Genomic DNA, 13,792 nt, shown 5'->3' on the forward strand with positions numbered 1-13,792 from the left:
CCCGGCCGGTCGCGGGCGGCGGCGGTCAGTCGCGAGCGGCGACCGAGGCGTTGTAGAGCTCCCGCTTCGGCACCCCGGCGGCCTCGGCGACGGCGGCGACCGCGTCCTTGAGCCGCTCGCCGTCGTCGGTGCGCTCCCGGACCGCGCCGACCAGGCTCTCCACCGGCGGTGCGGCCCGTTCCTCCGCTCCGGCCAGCACGATCGTCACCTCGCCGAGAACGTCCCCGTCGGCGGCCCACCCGGCCAGCTCGGCGAGGGTGCCCCGCACCACCTGCTCGTGGGTCTTGGTCAGCTCCCGGCACACGGCGGCCCGCCGGTCGGTGCCCAGCACGGCGACGGCGTCGGCCAGGGTGTCCGCGGTCCGCCGGGGCGACTCGAAGAACACGGCCGCGCGCCGCTCCTCGCGCAGCGTCTCCAGCCAGCGGCGCCGCTCCCCCGGCCGGCGGGGCGGGAAGCCGTCGAAACAGAACCGCTCGCAGGGGAGCCCGGACAGCACCAGCGCCGTCGTCACCGCGGACGGGCCGGGCACGCAGGTCACCGGCAGCTCCTCGGCGGCGGCCGCGGCCACCAGCCGGAACCCGGGGTCGGACACCGCGGGCATCCCGGCGTCGGACACGACGAGCACCGTCGCGCCCTCGCGCACCGCGGCGAGCAGTCCGGGCAGCCGCTCGGCCTCGACGGCGTCGTAGTGGCTGACGATCCGGCCGGTCCAGGTGGCCCCCAGCGACGTCGCGAGGGTCCGGAACCGGCGGGTGTCCTCGGCCGCGATCACGTCCGCGGTCCCGATCAGCTCCCGCAGCCGGGGCGAGGCGTCCCGCGGATCGCCCAGCGGCGTCGCGGCCAGCACCAGGACGCCGGTGTCGGCGGCGGGGGTCTCCTCGCGGTCGGAGGCATCGGCGGGCGGCACGGCGCCCAGCCTACGATCGAGGCGATGGCCACCTCGACCGGCGACCCCGGGAGCAGGGTCGCCGGAGCGGCCCCGGAACCGGGACTGACCCCGATCGGCGTCCCGCCACCGCTGCGCCGGGCCGATCCCGGCCCGGCGGCCCGCCTCGGCGTCCCACCGGCGTCCGACCGGCTGCGCGGGTGGCTGGTCACGGCCGGGGTGGTCCTGATCGCGGCGCTGCTCCGGTTCTACGACCTGGGCGACCCGACCGACCGCGGCACCCCCGTGTTCGACGAGAAGCACTACGTGCCGCAGGCCTGGGAGATGGTCCGCAACGGCGGCGTCGAGAACAACCCGGGCTACGAGAAGATCGTCCATCCGCCGCTGGGCAAACAGCTGATCGCGCTCGGGCAGCTGGTGTTCGGCTACGACGGCGTCGGCTGGCGGGTCGCGGCCGCGCTGGCCGGGGTGGTGACCGTGCTGCTCGTGGTGCGGGCCGGGCGGCGGCTCACCCGCTCGACGGCGCTCGGCGGGCTCGCCGGGCTGTTGCTGGCCGCCGACGGGCTCTCGCACGTGCAGTCCCGGATGGGGATGCTCGACGCGTTCTCCGCGGTGTTCGTGGTGGCCGCGTTCGCCGCGCTGCTCTGCGACCGCGACGACGTGCGGGCCCGGATGGCCCGGGTGGTCGCCGAGGGCCGCGTCGGCGACACCCCCTTCGGACCACGCTGGGGGGTGCGCTGGTGGCGGCTGGGGGCCGGGGTGTGCCTCGGCCTGGCCTGCGCGGTGAAGTGGAACGGCGCCTACTACGTGGCCGCATTCGGGCTGCTCTGCGTGCTGTGGGACGTCTCGCTGCGCCGCCGCGCCGGGGTCGCCCGGCCCTGGGCCGGGACCGCCGCCCGGGACCTGACCCCCGCGCTGTGGGCGCTGGCGCTGGTCCCGATGCTGACCTACGTGGCGTCCTGGTGGGCCTGGTTCGGCAGCGAGAACGCCATCGACCGCTACCAGGTCGGACGCGGGATCGGCACCGGCGGGCCGTTCTCCTGGCTACCGGACGCGGTGCGCTCGCTCTGGTACTACCACGGTCGCGCGCTGGCCTTCCACGAGAACCTGACGACCGGCTCGGCCGGGGCCCACCCGTGGGAGTCGAAGCCGTGGTCGTGGCCGATGGGGCTGCGGCCGATGCTCTACCGGTTCTCCGACGACGCGACCGGCTGCGGCGGCTCGGACTGCGTGTCCGCGGTGATGCTGGTCGGCACCCCGGCGCTGTGGTGGGCCGCGATCCCGGTGCTGCTGTGGGGGCTGTGGCGCGCGGTGACCCGCGGCGACTGGCGGTGGACGGCCGTGCTGGTCGGCTACGGCGCCGGGTTCCTGCCGTGGTTCTTCAACCTGGACCGGCAGATGTACTTCTTCTACATGATGCCGGTGGTGCCGTTCCTGGTGCTGGCGGTCGTGCTGGTGATGGGGCGGCTGCTGGGTCACTCCGGGCAGACCGAACGACGACGCCGGGTCGGCCTGCTGGCCGTCTCGGCCTGGGTGGCGCTGATCGGGGTCAACTTCGTGTGGCTGTGGCCGATCCTGGTCGGGGACCCGATCACCCAGGCGCACTGGCAGGCGGAGCTGTGGCTGCCGTCGTGGCGATGACCCGCCCGCCGGGTCCGGCGGCTCCGCCGAACAGGTGAGTACGGCGCCGCTCCGGAACCCTGGGGGGTTCCGGACCGACCGATACTGAGTGAGCACCGTTCTCCCCACCGCCGGCCGCGTCGCCGTCGTCCTGCTGGCCGGCGCCGTGGCGCTGCTGGCCGGTGCCGCGCCCGCGTGGGCGCACACCGAGCTGGAGTCCAGCACCCCCGCCGCCGACGCCCGGGTCACGCAGGCCCCGACCGAGGTGACCCTGACGTTCACCGAGGACGTCCCGGCCGACCGCGCGGAGGTCACGGTGACCGGCCCGGCCGGCACCGACGCCGCGACCGGCACCGACCACGCGCGCGGCCCGATCACCGCTGCCGGCGGCACCCTGACCGTGCCGCTGGAGCCGCTCGGCGACGCCGGCGTGTACGAGATCGAGTACCGCGTCGTCTCCGACGACGGCCACCCGGTCTCCGGCACCGTCCCGTTCACCCTGACCGCGCCCGGCCCGGGCGCCGGCGCACCCGCGCCCACCCCGGCCGCGCCCGCCGGTGCCCCGGACACGACCCCGGCACCGGCCGGCGACCCCGCCGCCGACACCGGCACCGATTCCGCCTCCGGGGACACAGCCGACACCGGCATGCCGGTCTGGCCGTGGCTGCTGGTCGCGGTCGTCGTGCTCGGCGGCGGCGCCGCGCTCGCGCTGCGCCGGACACGGAACTGACCTCCGCCGACGCGCCGGCGCGGGAACCGGCGCCGCGGGTCGCGGCGTGGGCCGCCGTCGCGCTCGGCGCGGCCCTGGGCACCGCGGTGCTCACCGGCGGGATCGGGCCGGGCGGCCTCGGCCCCGACCTCGCCCGGACCCTGGCGCGGGCGGTCGCCGACCTCGCGGCGCTCGCCGTCGCCGGGGCGGCGCTGGCCGCGGTGCTGGCGCCCGGGCGGGTGCCGGGCGCCGACCGGGTGCCGCCCGTCGCGGTGCCCGTCTGGTTCGCCGCGCTGCTGGTCGACGCCGTGGCCCGCGGTGCGCTCCTCGCCGGGGTACCGCTCACCGCGGTGGCCGCCGGTGACGTCACCGGCTACCTGACCGGGTTCCGGGCCGGTCAGGGCCTGCTGCTCGCCGGGGTGGTCGTGCTGGTGCTGGCCGGAGCGGTCGCGGGGCGGCCCGTGCGCCCCGGGCGGGGCAGCGGGCCGCCGCTGCTCGTACTGGCCCTGACGCTGGCCGCGGCAGCCGCCCCCGCCGCGACCGGGCACGCGGCCGCGTCGGCCCGGGCGGTGCTCGCCGTCCCCGGGGTGGTGCTGCACGTGGTCGCGGCGCTGCTGTGGGTCGGCGGGCTCGGCGCGATGCTCGTGCTGGCCCGCGACGGCGCCGTGCTGCGCGCGGCACTGCCCCGGTTCTCCCGCCTCGCCGCCGTGAGCATCGTGGTGCTGGCGGTGTCCGGCCTGCTCGCCGCGACCGCCCGGCTGGCCTCGCCGGTGGACGTGGTCACCACCGCCTACGGCGGGGTGGTCCTGGCGAAGGCCGGGCTGCTCGCCGGGGCGGGGGCGCTCGGCCTGCTCACCCGCCGCCGGCTGCAGGCCGGCCGGCTGCCGGTGCTGGCCTGGGCGGCGGCCGAGATCGTGCTGCTTGCCGCCGCGGTCGGTGCCGCGGCGACGCTCACCCACACCGCGTAGCCGCTACCACCAGCCCGGACCCCGCGCCCAGAACGCCGTGAGCGCGGCCGCCACCTGCCCGGGCCGGGTCACGGCGAACGCATGGTCGGCGCCGACCAGCAGCACCTCCCGGGTCTGCGGCAGCAGTATCCGCAGCCGCTCCCGCACGTCCGCCACGATCGGCATCGACGCGGTCCCGGCGACGGAGAGGACGGGCCGGTCCAGCACGGCGGCGCGTTTCGGCTCGAACGACCACGCGCGCAGCGCGGGCAGGTCGCTGTCGAAGATCAGCGCGGCGTCCTTGTACAGCTGCGCCACGCCACCGGGGATCCGCTGCTCCAGCCGTGCGGCCCAGTCCGGGCCCCAGACGGCGGCCTGGAAGTCCGCGGCCGCCCCGGCCGCGTCCCCCGCGGCGCGCCGGGCGAACAGCGGGGCGAGGACCTCGCCGAGCCCGGCGGCGCCGGGGACCTGCAGCAGGGCCGGTTCGAGCACCGCGACGTCGAGGACCCGCCCGGGTGCCCGCGTCGCGGCCTCGAGCACGACCGCCCCACCGTGCGACCAGCCCACCAGGTGGGCCCGTTCGATCCCGAGGGCGTCGAGCACGCCGAGGCAGTCCGCGGCATCCCGGCCGACCGAGACCGGCCCGGGCCGTCCGGCGCTCCCGGCGTACCCGCGGCGGTGGTGGCGGACCAGCCGGTACCCCGGCCCCAGCTCCCCGGCGACCGGGGCGAACGAGTCCGCGATCAGGCCGCCGTGCACGAACAGCACCGGCTCGCCGGCGCCCTCGTCGGACACGGCCAGCTCGGCGCCGTCCACACCACCGGCTGCATCGGCTCGGGAGGTGCCGGGGGCACCGGCATCGTCACGGCCGTACCCCCGCTCCGTCCGCGGGCGGGATGTTCTGGTTGAGGTGGAAGACGTTGTCCGGGTCGTAGGCCGCCTTGGCCCGGCGGAGCCGGTCGTAGGTGCGGCCGTAGTTCGCCGGGGCCCGGTCGGCGTCGTCGGCGGCCACGAAGTTGACGTAGCCGCCCTCGGTGCCGGAGTGGGGGTGTGCGGCGGCGTGGTAGTCGCGCGCCCACCGGATGTTCGCCTCGTCGTCGGCCGGGTCCGGCCAGGCCGCGAGGATCACCATGGCGTAGGTGGCGTCGCGGTGGCCGAAGGCGCTCTCGTCGGTCCCGGTCCGGTGCACCGCCCCGTTGATCGGGTACAGGTGCATGCCCGAGGACACGGTCGGGACGGTGGGGCCGCGCTCGGCGTGCACGGCGACGGCCTCGGGGCTCAGCCCGGTGACGAAGTCGCCCTTCCAGTACTGCCGGATCCCCGCCGGGAACATCGCGTCGAAGGCGGTGTTGAGCGCGGGATAGGGCATCGGGCCGACGAACTCGGCGACGACGGGGGCGACGTCGCGGAACGGCTTGATCGCCTTCTCGCCCTCCTCGGGCCGCCCGCTCCAGCACGGCACGACGGCGCAGAACGGGTCCCCGTGCCGGTCCTCCGGGATGAACGGCAGCGGCGGCGCGAGGTGCCAGCCGACGAACCCGCCGAGCTGCTCGGACGCGGTGCCCAGGTACTCGTCGAAGGCCTGCATGACCGCCGGCGCGTCGGCGGGCTCGTAGAACATCGGGCCGCCGTAGACGGTGTCGACGTCGTGCAGCGCGAACTCGAGCGAGGTGACCACGCCGAAGTTCCCGCCACCGCCGCGCAGCGCCCAGAACAGCTCCTCGTTGTCGAACCCGCTCGCGCCCAGGATCCGGCCGTCGGCGGTCACGACCTCGGCGCCGACCAGGTTGTCGCAGGACAGCCCGCACCGGCGCGCGAGGTAACCGATGCCGCCGCCGAGGGTCAGGCCGGCGACGCCGGTGGTCGAGATGATGCCGCCGGTCGTGGCGAGGCCGTAGGCGTGCGTGGCGTGGTTGACATCGCCCCAGGTGGCGCCGCCACCGGTGCGGGCGGTCTTGCGGACCGGGTCGACGAAGACGTTGTTCATCGGCGACAGGTCGAGCACGACGCCGCCCTCGCAGGTGCCGAACCCGGGCCCGCTGTGCGCACCTCCGCGCACGGCGAGCTCGAGGCCGGCCTCGCGCGCGTAGCGGATCGTGGCGACGACGTCGGCGGTGGCGGTGGCGCACACGACGAGCGCCGGGCAGCGGTCGTGGAGGCCGTTGTGCACCCGGCGCCGCTCGTCGTAGCCGTCGTCGGCCGGTTCGACGACGGCGCCGCGGACTTGTTCGCGCAGTTCGGTGACGGTGGTCATGGTGCGGTCTCCTCCCGGTGCGGTGGACCGGCGCACCCTGGACCGCGCGGCGTTCCCGGGCCGTTCCCGATCAGCGGCCACCGAGCCGGTGGAGTGTGTGCCGGGCGCGGTCGCGCAGCCACGGCGCGTCCTGCGTCTCGGCGACGGTGATCGCGCGGTGCGCGGCCGCCACGGCGGCCGGGCCGTCGCCGGTCCGGACGAGCAGCTCGGCGTCGACCCGGTGCAGCTCCGCGAGCAGGTAGTACTGCCCGGTCCGGGCGGTGCGGGTCAGCGCGTCCGCGACGATCTCCCGCCCGGTGCCGGGGTCACCGGTGAGCAGGTGGGCACGGGCGAGCAGGCTGAGCCCGAGGGTCAGCTGCAGCGGCTGGTCGTCGCGCTGGGCCTCGACGGCCGCGCGCAGCGTCGGCAGCGCCCCGGGTACCCCGGCGAGGACGTCCCGCCAGCCCGCCAGCATCCGCGCGGTCGTGTCGAAGAAGTCGATGTGCATCGGGGAGGTCACCGCGTCCAGCTCGGCCACGGCCCGGTCCAGGTCCCCGCCGCCCGGGTCGTCCCCGTCCGGGGCCCAGCTGTCCGGGGTTGGGGCGCTCCCGGCGTCGGGGCGGGTCAGGGTGGCCCGGATCGCCTCCCACGCCAGGACGTAGCCCGAGGTCATCGGGTGGTCGAGCTCGGCGGCGGCGCGCAGGGCGCGGCGCATCGTCGCCGCCGCGTCGGCCGGCCGCCCGCGGAACAGCTGGGTGAGGGCGAGCCGGGACAGGCACACCGCGTTCGGGTCCTGCGCGAACTGGGCGACGTGGACCGGGCTGTCCTGGCCCCGGTAGGTGGTGACCGCCGAGCCGAGATGGTGTTCGGCGGCGGCGAACTCGCCGCACCAGAAGCGGGTGACGCCGAGGACGTAGTCGCCCTCCACCCGGGCGAGCCGGTCGCCGTCGCCGGCGGCGAGCAGCTCGTGCCCCAGCTCCGCGGCCCGCTGGAACCGGCAGGTCACGACGGCGTGCAGCCCGAGCCCGCGGAGCACGGCCGGGCCCGGGCGGGTGCCGAGCCTGCGGTGCAGGGTCAGCGCGCGGGTGTAGCAGCGCCCGACCGCGTCGGCGCCGTAGCCGCGCCGCGCGACCAGCGGGACCCCGAGCGCGGTGCGCAGCCGCAGCTCGACCTCGTCGCGCTGCGCGCCGCGCGGGGTGCCGTCGAGCAGGCGCAGCGCGCGCTGCGACAGGGCGATGCCGTCGTCGAGGGCGAACACCCGGTACGCGTGCGCGGCGGCACGCTCGTAGGCCGCGACCGCCCGCTGCTCGAGCCCGGCGGCCTCGTAGTGCGCGGCGAGCCGGGCACTGACCGGGCCGAGGTCGGTGTGGTGGCTTTCGAGGGCCTCGGCGACCGCGCGGTGCAGCATCCGGCGCCGGGCCGGGCCGATCGCGTCGAGCACGACGTCGCGGACCCGGTCGTGCTGGAAGTCGTACCCGGCCCCGCGTTCGCGCAGCACGTGCCGGTGCCAGAGCTCGTCGAGGTCGTCGACCAGGTCGTCCTCCGACCGGCCCGCCGCGGCGGCCAGCACCGTGGGACCGGCCGCCCGGCCGACCGTCGCCGCGACCTCGGCGAGCCGGCGCGCCCCCGCCCCGAGCCGATCGAGCCGGGCGGCGACGACGGCGTGGATGGTGGGGGTCAGCCCGTGCCCGGCGACGGCGCCGAGACCGGCCCGCACCGCCTCCACCACGAACAGCGGGTTCCCGTCGGTCTCCGCCCAGAGGCGGTCGCCGGCGGTCGCGTCGAGGTCGCGGCGGACCAGTGCCGCGGCCATCCGCAGCGTCGCCGCGCGGTCGAGCGGGCCGAGCACGACCGTGACCGCGGCCCGGGCGGCGGCCAGGCGCCGGCGCAGCGCCACCAGCGGGTGGTGGTCGTCGGCCTCGTCGTCGCGGGCGGTGCCCGCGACCAGCAGCCGTGCCGGCGGCGAGGCCCGCACCAGGTACTCGCACAGCTCCAGGGTGTCCGGGTCGCACCACTGCAGGTCGTCGAGCACCAGCAGCAGCGGCTCCCCGGCCGCGAGCAGGCCCCGGCGGGCGGCCTCGAGCAACCGGTGCCGCCGCGCCGCGCCGGTGGTCGCGGCCCCCGCCCGGCGCCCGGCGGCCAGCTCCGGCAGCAGCCGGCACAGCTCGTCGCGCCACACGCCGGGCAGGCGGTCGAGGGCCGGGCGCACGGTGTCCGACCGCAGCCAGTCGAGCACCGGACCCCACGGCAGCCCGCCGGCGGCCTCGTAGGCCCGGCCGGACGCGACCGCGGCCCCCTCCGCGCCCGCCCGGGCGGCGAGCTCCTCGACCAGGCGGGTCTTCCCGATGCCGGCCTCCCCGGTGACCAGCAGCAGCCGGGGCTGCCCGGCCCGCGCCTGCCGCCACGCCCGGTGCACGGCGGTCCATTCGTCGCGCCGGCCGTGCAGGGTCCCGTACCCGGGTGCCGGGGCGCCGGTCAGCGGGCGGGCGGCGGCGACCGTCGCCGGGTCGGGTTCGGCGCCGAGCTCGCGCAGCGCCGCGGTCAGCCGGTGGTAGGTCCGCAGCGCCTCCCCGCGCTCGCCCCGCCGGACCAGCGCCCGGAGCAGCAGCCGGCAGCCGGGTTCGTGTCCCGGGTCCAGCCGCAGCAGCGCGTGGGCCCGGGTGACGACGGCGTCGGTGTCGCCGGCCTCGGCCGCGGCGGTGACCAGGTCGGCGAGCGCGCCGACCGCGAGCCGGCGCAGCTCCTCGCGCGCCACCAGCACCCAGTCGTCGTCGCAGCCGGGCAGCAGGTCACCGCCGTAGTGCCGGACGCCGCCGGCCGGGTCGCCGCGGGCCAGCGCGCGCCGGAAGGCGAGCACGTCGACGTAGGCGGCCGGCCCCGCGGCCCAGCGGATCGTCCACCGGTCGATCGCGACCGCGCCGTCCGGGAGCCTGCCGCGGACCTCGTGCAGGAGCTTGCGCAGGTTCGTGCGGGCCTGCCCGGCGGCGGAGCCCGGCCAGAGCTCGGCGGCGAGCCGGTCGCGTGACACCCCGCCGTCGGCCAGTACGAGCCGGGCCAGCAGCCGCTGCCCGCGCGGCCCGGACACCTCCGGGACGGGGTGCCCGTCGACCAGCACGCCGGTGTCGCCGAGGACCCGCAGCACCAGGCGCGCGGCCACCGGGTCGGGGTCACCCGGTCGCGGCTGTGCTCGGTCCACCGGTCCCCCTCGGCCGGGGTGCGGGTCGGCGTCCATTGGACTCCCCGTCCGGCGCCGTCACGACGTCCGTCCGGCCCAACCCGCGCCCGCATCCGGGTTCGGCTCCGGTTCAGGTGCTCCGGCGCTCCCCGGAGCCGAAGCCCAGCCAGGTGTGCCGGTTGTTCCACCAGCACCAGCCGACCTTGGGGGCGTCCCGGCGCTCCGTCCCGTCCCGCCCGGTCCCGTTGGAGATCCACACGGCGGGGGTGCGGGCGTCGAACCGGCCGGTCGGCTTCCGCAGCCGGGAGCCGGTCGTCATGAAGCAGTGGTTGCGCTCGAGCACCTCGGGCACCTGCAGCACCCACTGGACGCCCTCGGTGAGCAGCATCGGGACCCGGCCGCGCGCGGCGAACCGCTCCTCCGCCTCGGCCGGGGAGGCGTTCTGCAGCTCGTCACCGCGTTCCGGGGCCTCCAGCAGCCACACCGGCGCGTCGGGGACGTCGGTGACCGGGGCGAACGCGTCGACGTCGTCCATGTCCCCGACCACGAACCCGGGCCGGCCGGCCCGGCGCATCAGCGGGGCGATCGCCGACGGCGCCAGGCCGGCGACGACGAGCAGTCCGGGCCGGGTGGGCAGCCCGGCCGCCTCCTTGCGCAGCAGCTCCGGGGTGAGGGGGCCGGTGGCCCCGATCTCGATCAGCTTCTCGGCCTGGTCGGCGACGGACGGCAGGGCGGGAACGGGCACGCGGGACCTCCGGGTCGGTGCGGACGGCCGGTCAACGCCGGCCCGGGCCGTCCTGTTCCCGGCCGGCCCGCGGCCGTCCCGCCTCCGTGGGCGGTTCCCCGCCCGCGCCACCGTCGGCCGGCGCGAACTGCTCGACCCCGAGCACCGCCAGCAGCTCCAGCCGCTCGCGCGTCTCGGCGTCCGCCGGGGTGAGCACCAGCAGCAGCTGACCGAGGTCCGGGGTCACCAGGGTCTCGCAGTCCATGAGCAGCGCACCGACGCGCGGGTGGCACAGTGTCTTCCGGTCCATGCGACGCACTGCGACCCGGTGGTCGTCCCAGAGCCGCCGGAACTCCGCGCTCACCGTCCGCAGCCGCTCGACGAGCCGGACGACGTCGGCGTCGCCGGGCCGGCGCCCGGCCACCGCGCGCAGGTCCGCGACCAGTGCGCGGCCGTGCCGCTCCTGTTCCTCGGGGGGATGTATCGCACGGACCCCGGGCTCGGTGAACCAGCGGTACGCGAGGTAGCGGCGGTCGCCGGTGAACTCCCGCTGGTCCCCGAACAGCAGCGTCGACATGCGGTTCTGGGCGAGCGCCTCGCCCACGTCGGACATCACGGTCGCCGGCGTGTCACCGAGCAGGCCGAGCATCCGGACCAGGCCGGCACGGGCGATGCGGGCGGTCCCGGCCGCGGGCGACGGTTCGTGCCCGGCCAGGCGGAACAGGTGGTCGCGCTCGTCGTCGGAGAGCTGCAGCGCCCGTGCGAGCGCGCCGAGCAGCTGGGTCGACGGCCGGCTGCTGCGGGCCTGCTCGAGGCGGACGACGTAGTCCACGGACATGCCCGCGAGCATCGCCACCTCCTCCCGGCGCAGCCCGGTGGTACGGCGGCGCGGGCCGTCGGCGAGCCCGACCTCGGCCGGCCGGACCGCCGCACGGCGCCGGCGCAGGAAGTCGGCGAGCTGGTCGCGCTGCATCCGTCCAGCCTCCTCCCGGTCGCCGCGCGGATCCAGGGAGCGGCCCTCCCACGATCGACGCTCGCTGCCACCGGCGCCGCGGCCGACGCAGGGTGGGTCCATGCGCACACGAACCCTCGGCCACACCGGACCCACCGTCTCCGCCCTCGGCCTGGGCGCCATGAGCATGTCCGGCATGTACGGCCCCGCCGACCGCGGGGAGAGCATCGCCACCGTGCACGCGGCACTCGACAGCGCGGCACTCCACAACGGAGTGCTGATCATCGACACCGGCGACTTCTACGGGATGGGGCACAACGAGCTGCTGCTCGCCGAGGCGCTGCGCCGGCGGAACCGGGACGACTACCGGCTCTCCGTGAAGTTCGGCGCGCTCGCCGGGCCCGGGCTGTCGCCGTCGGGCCACGACTGCCGCCCCGAGGCGGTCAAGAACTTCCTCGCCCACTCGCTGACCCGGCTCGGCGTGGACCACATCGACATCTACCGGCCCGCCCGGCTGGACCCGGCGGTGCCGATCGAGGACACGGTCGGTGCCGTTCACGAGCTGATCGAGGCCGGGTACGTGCGCCACCTGGGGCTCTCCGAGGTCGGGGCCGACACGATCCGTCGCGCCCACGCCGTCCACCCAGTCGCCGACCTGCAGATCGAGTACTCGTTGATCTCGCGGGCGGTCGAGGCGGAGGTGTTGCCGACGCTGCGGGAGCTGGGGATCGGCATGACCGCCTACGGGGTGCTGTCGCGCGGTCTGCTCTCCGGCACCTTCACGCCCGGCAGCCCCGGCGACCTCCGCTCCGTCAGCCCGCGCTTCTCGGCCGAGAACCTGACGCACAACCTGACGCTGGTGGACGCGCTGCGCCGGGTCGCCGAGGCCCGGGGCTGCACGGTCGCCCAGCTCGCCATCGCCTGGGTCGCGGCACAGGGTGCGGACATTGTGCCGCTGGTCGGGGCCCGCACCCGCGAGCGGTGGGCCGAGGCGCTCCCGGCCGCCGACCTGGAGCTGGGCGAGGCGGACCTCCGGGCGCTCGACGAGGCGGTCCCCCCGGGCTCGGCCCGCGGCGACCGGTATCCGTCCGCCTTCATGAGCGCCCTCGGCGTCGGCAACTGACCCGGACGACGACAGAGCCACCCGTCGCAGGACGGCCGGCCCTGTCGTTGGCGTGTCCGGAGTGGAGTGAGGCCGGAGCTTCTCGATCGTCCACATCTGGCACAGTTCGCCCGGACGTAGCGCAGGGTCAGGAATATCGAACAGCGCGTCAGGTGTGTGGACCGACGGGGGCCGGGAGTGGCAACGATCTTTGTAGGGGACCGGCTCATCTCGGCCGGGCAGATACTGCCCGACGGTCAGGATGCGGTGCGCGTCTCGCGTGGCCGCATCGAGGCGGTGGGAAGGACTGCAGAGCTCATCGCCGGCGCCCCCGAGGCGTCGGTCTCCCGGTTCGCCGGCTGCAGCATCACGCCCGGTCTGATCAACAGCCACGTGCACCTGGCCGGTGACTGCAGCACATCGTCGTTCACCACTCTGTGCTCCGGCGCGCCGGACGAGGTACGGGCGGTGATCCGACGCAACGCCCGCGCATGCCTGCGGGCGGGCTGCACGACCGTGCGGGATCTCGGCGACGCCCGGGGCTACGTCGCCCGATTCCGGGACGCGACAGCAGATGTGGACGGCGTACGCCCGCGGATCCTGTCCGCAGGTTCTCCACTCACGATCTCCGGCGGACACTGCTGGTATCTCGGCGGGATCGCCGATACAGCCACGGAAATCCGCGACGCCATTGATCGCGCAGCCGAGACCGCCGACCTCATCAAGATCATGGCGGGCGGAGGCTACGTGACATCCGAGGGACCCACGCCCTTCGACGCGCAGTACTCCACGGAGCTCCTCCGAGTCGCTGTCGACCACGCGGCGCACTACGGCCTCACAGTCGCAGCCCACGCGCACGGAACAGAACCGATCGTCCGGTGCATCGAGGCCGGAGTGCACACGATCGAGCACTGTGGGTGGCGGTCCGGGCCCGGAAAGCGGGACCAGAACGACTGGGCGGTCCGGCAGATGGCGCAGCAGGGATCGGCCGCCGGCGACACGACCCCGGCCGTGTGGCGGAAGATCGCCGAACACGTCACGACGCCCGAGTACCAGTACGGTGGTCAGCTGACCTGGATGGCCGAGAACGATGTGACGATCCTGGTCGGGACGGACTCCGGAGTTCCCGGTACGGCGTTCGATCAGCTGACACTGAGCATGGAGCTCTACGAAGAACTCGGCTTCCCGCGCAGCAGCATCATCGACATGGTCACCACCGGGGCAGCGCAGACCCTCGGGCTCGGCGACGAGACAGGAGACCTCCGGGCGGGGCTGGCCGCGGACCTGCTCATCGTCACCGGCAACCCGCTCGACGACCTCGGCGCGCTACATCGTCCGCATCGGATCGTCGTCCGGGGCACCGCGTACTCCCAGGACGAACTCGACTGAGGTGGGGCCGGCGCTGAGCCCGGCGTGAGCCTGCGGCGGTGAGGAGGTTGCGGTC

The 13,792-nt window shown here is 76.2% G+C and carries 11 protein-coding genes; 5 read left to right on the top strand and 6 right to left on the bottom strand.

Annotated elements, in window-relative coordinates; all coding sequences use genetic code 11:
• Positions 1-25: 25 nt before the first annotated feature.
• Entirely contained in the window at positions 26-907 is an 882-nt protein-coding gene (gene rsmI / locus BM093_RS26490; protein WP_093351716.1) for a 16S rRNA (cytidine(1402)-2'-O)-methyltransferase, read from the bottom strand.
• Between the two features lie 24 nt (positions 908-931).
• On the opposite strand from rsmI, the gene BM093_RS26495 reads away from it, so the two are divergent.
• From BM093_RS26495 to BM093_RS26505, 3 genes are all read left to right on the top strand, one after another.
• Positions 932-2,527, top strand: a complete 1,596-nt coding sequence (locus tag BM093_RS26495; protein WP_093351720.1) for a dolichyl-phosphate-mannose--protein mannosyltransferase — start codon at positions 932-934, stop codon at positions 2,525-2,527.
• 88 nt (positions 2,528-2,615) lie between these two features.
• Complete coding sequence (locus tag BM093_RS26500) at positions 2,616-3,236, top strand: copper resistance CopC family protein (protein WP_093351724.1); 621 nt, start codon at positions 2,616-2,618, stop codon at positions 3,234-3,236.
• Positions 3,167-4,183 (top strand): CopD family protein, encoded by a 1,017-nt coding sequence (locus tag BM093_RS26505; protein ID WP_093351729.1) that lies wholly within the window; start codon positions 3,167-3,169, stop codon positions 4,181-4,183. Before BM093_RS26500 ends, BM093_RS26505 begins: the two co-directional genes overlap by 70 nt.
• A gap of 3 nt (positions 4,184-4,186) precedes the next feature.
• On the opposite strand, the gene BM093_RS26510 is transcribed toward BM093_RS26505, so the two are convergent.
• The 5 genes from BM093_RS26510 to BM093_RS26530 form a co-directional block, all read right to left on the bottom strand.
• Positions 4,187-4,978 (bottom strand): alpha/beta fold hydrolase, encoded by a 792-nt coding sequence (locus BM093_RS26510; protein WP_093351732.1) that lies wholly within the window; start codon positions 4,976-4,978, stop codon positions 4,187-4,189.
• Positions 4,979-5,024: 46 nt separating this feature from the next.
• Positions 5,025-6,416, bottom strand: coding sequence for an FAD-binding oxidoreductase (locus BM093_RS26515; RefSeq protein WP_093351736.1), 1,392 nt, complete (start codon positions 6,414-6,416; stop codon positions 5,025-5,027).
• A 70-nt stretch (positions 6,417-6,486) separates the two neighbouring features.
• Positions 6,487-9,591 (bottom strand): ATP-binding protein, encoded by a 3,105-nt coding sequence (locus BM093_RS26520; RefSeq protein WP_177238722.1) that lies wholly within the window; start codon positions 9,589-9,591, stop codon positions 6,487-6,489.
• A 109-nt stretch (positions 9,592-9,700) separates the two neighbouring features.
• Positions 9,701-10,315: a DUF5701 family protein gene (locus tag BM093_RS26525; protein WP_093351746.1), complete on the bottom strand. Its 615-nt coding sequence runs from the start codon at positions 10,313-10,315 to the stop codon at positions 9,701-9,703.
• 31 nt (positions 10,316-10,346) lie between these two features.
• Positions 10,347-11,267: a helix-turn-helix transcriptional regulator gene (locus tag BM093_RS26530; protein WP_093351834.1), complete on the bottom strand. Its 921-nt coding sequence runs from the start codon at positions 11,265-11,267 to the stop codon at positions 10,347-10,349.
• Positions 11,268-11,367: 100 nt separating this feature from the next.
• Between BM093_RS26530 and BM093_RS26535 the strand changes: the two genes are divergently transcribed.
• Both BM093_RS26535 and BM093_RS26540 read left to right on the top strand, forming a co-directional pair.
• Positions 11,368-12,369 carry an aldo/keto reductase gene (locus tag BM093_RS26535; RefSeq protein WP_093351750.1) on the top strand — a complete coding sequence of 334 codons (1,002 nt, stop codon included), beginning with the start codon at positions 11,368-11,370 and terminating at the stop codon, positions 12,367-12,369.
• Between the two features lie 276 nt (positions 12,370-12,645).
• A complete protein-coding gene (locus BM093_RS26540) occupies positions 12,646-13,737 on the top strand; it encodes an amidohydrolase family protein (RefSeq protein ID WP_177238723.1) in 1,092 nt (363 codons plus the stop codon).
• The last annotated feature ends 55 nt before the right edge of the window (positions 13,738-13,792 follow it).

Origin of the sequence: Pseudonocardia ammonioxydans (assembly GCF_900115005.1) — a bacterium.
Taxonomy (GTDB): domain Bacteria; phylum Actinomycetota; class Actinomycetes; order Mycobacteriales; family Pseudonocardiaceae; genus Pseudonocardia; species Pseudonocardia ammonioxydans.

What these genes read in the sequence shown, in the direction of transcription:
- BM093_RS26530 (WP_093351834.1), bottom strand. Translation starts at nt 11,267, where the DNA reads ATGCAGCGCGACCAGCTCGCCGACTTCCTGCGCCGGCGCCGTGCGGCG.
- BM093_RS26515 (WP_093351736.1), bottom strand. Translation starts at nt 6,416, where the DNA reads ATGACCACCGTCACCGAACTGCGCGAACAAGTCCGCGGCGCCGTCGTC.
- BM093_RS26495 (WP_093351720.1), top strand. Translation starts at nt 932, where the DNA reads ATGGCCACCTCGACCGGCGACCCCGGGAGCAGGGTCGCCGGAGCGGCC.
- BM093_RS26535 (WP_093351750.1), top strand. Translation starts at nt 11,368, where the DNA reads ATGCGCACACGAACCCTCGGCCACACCGGACCCACCGTCTCCGCCCTC.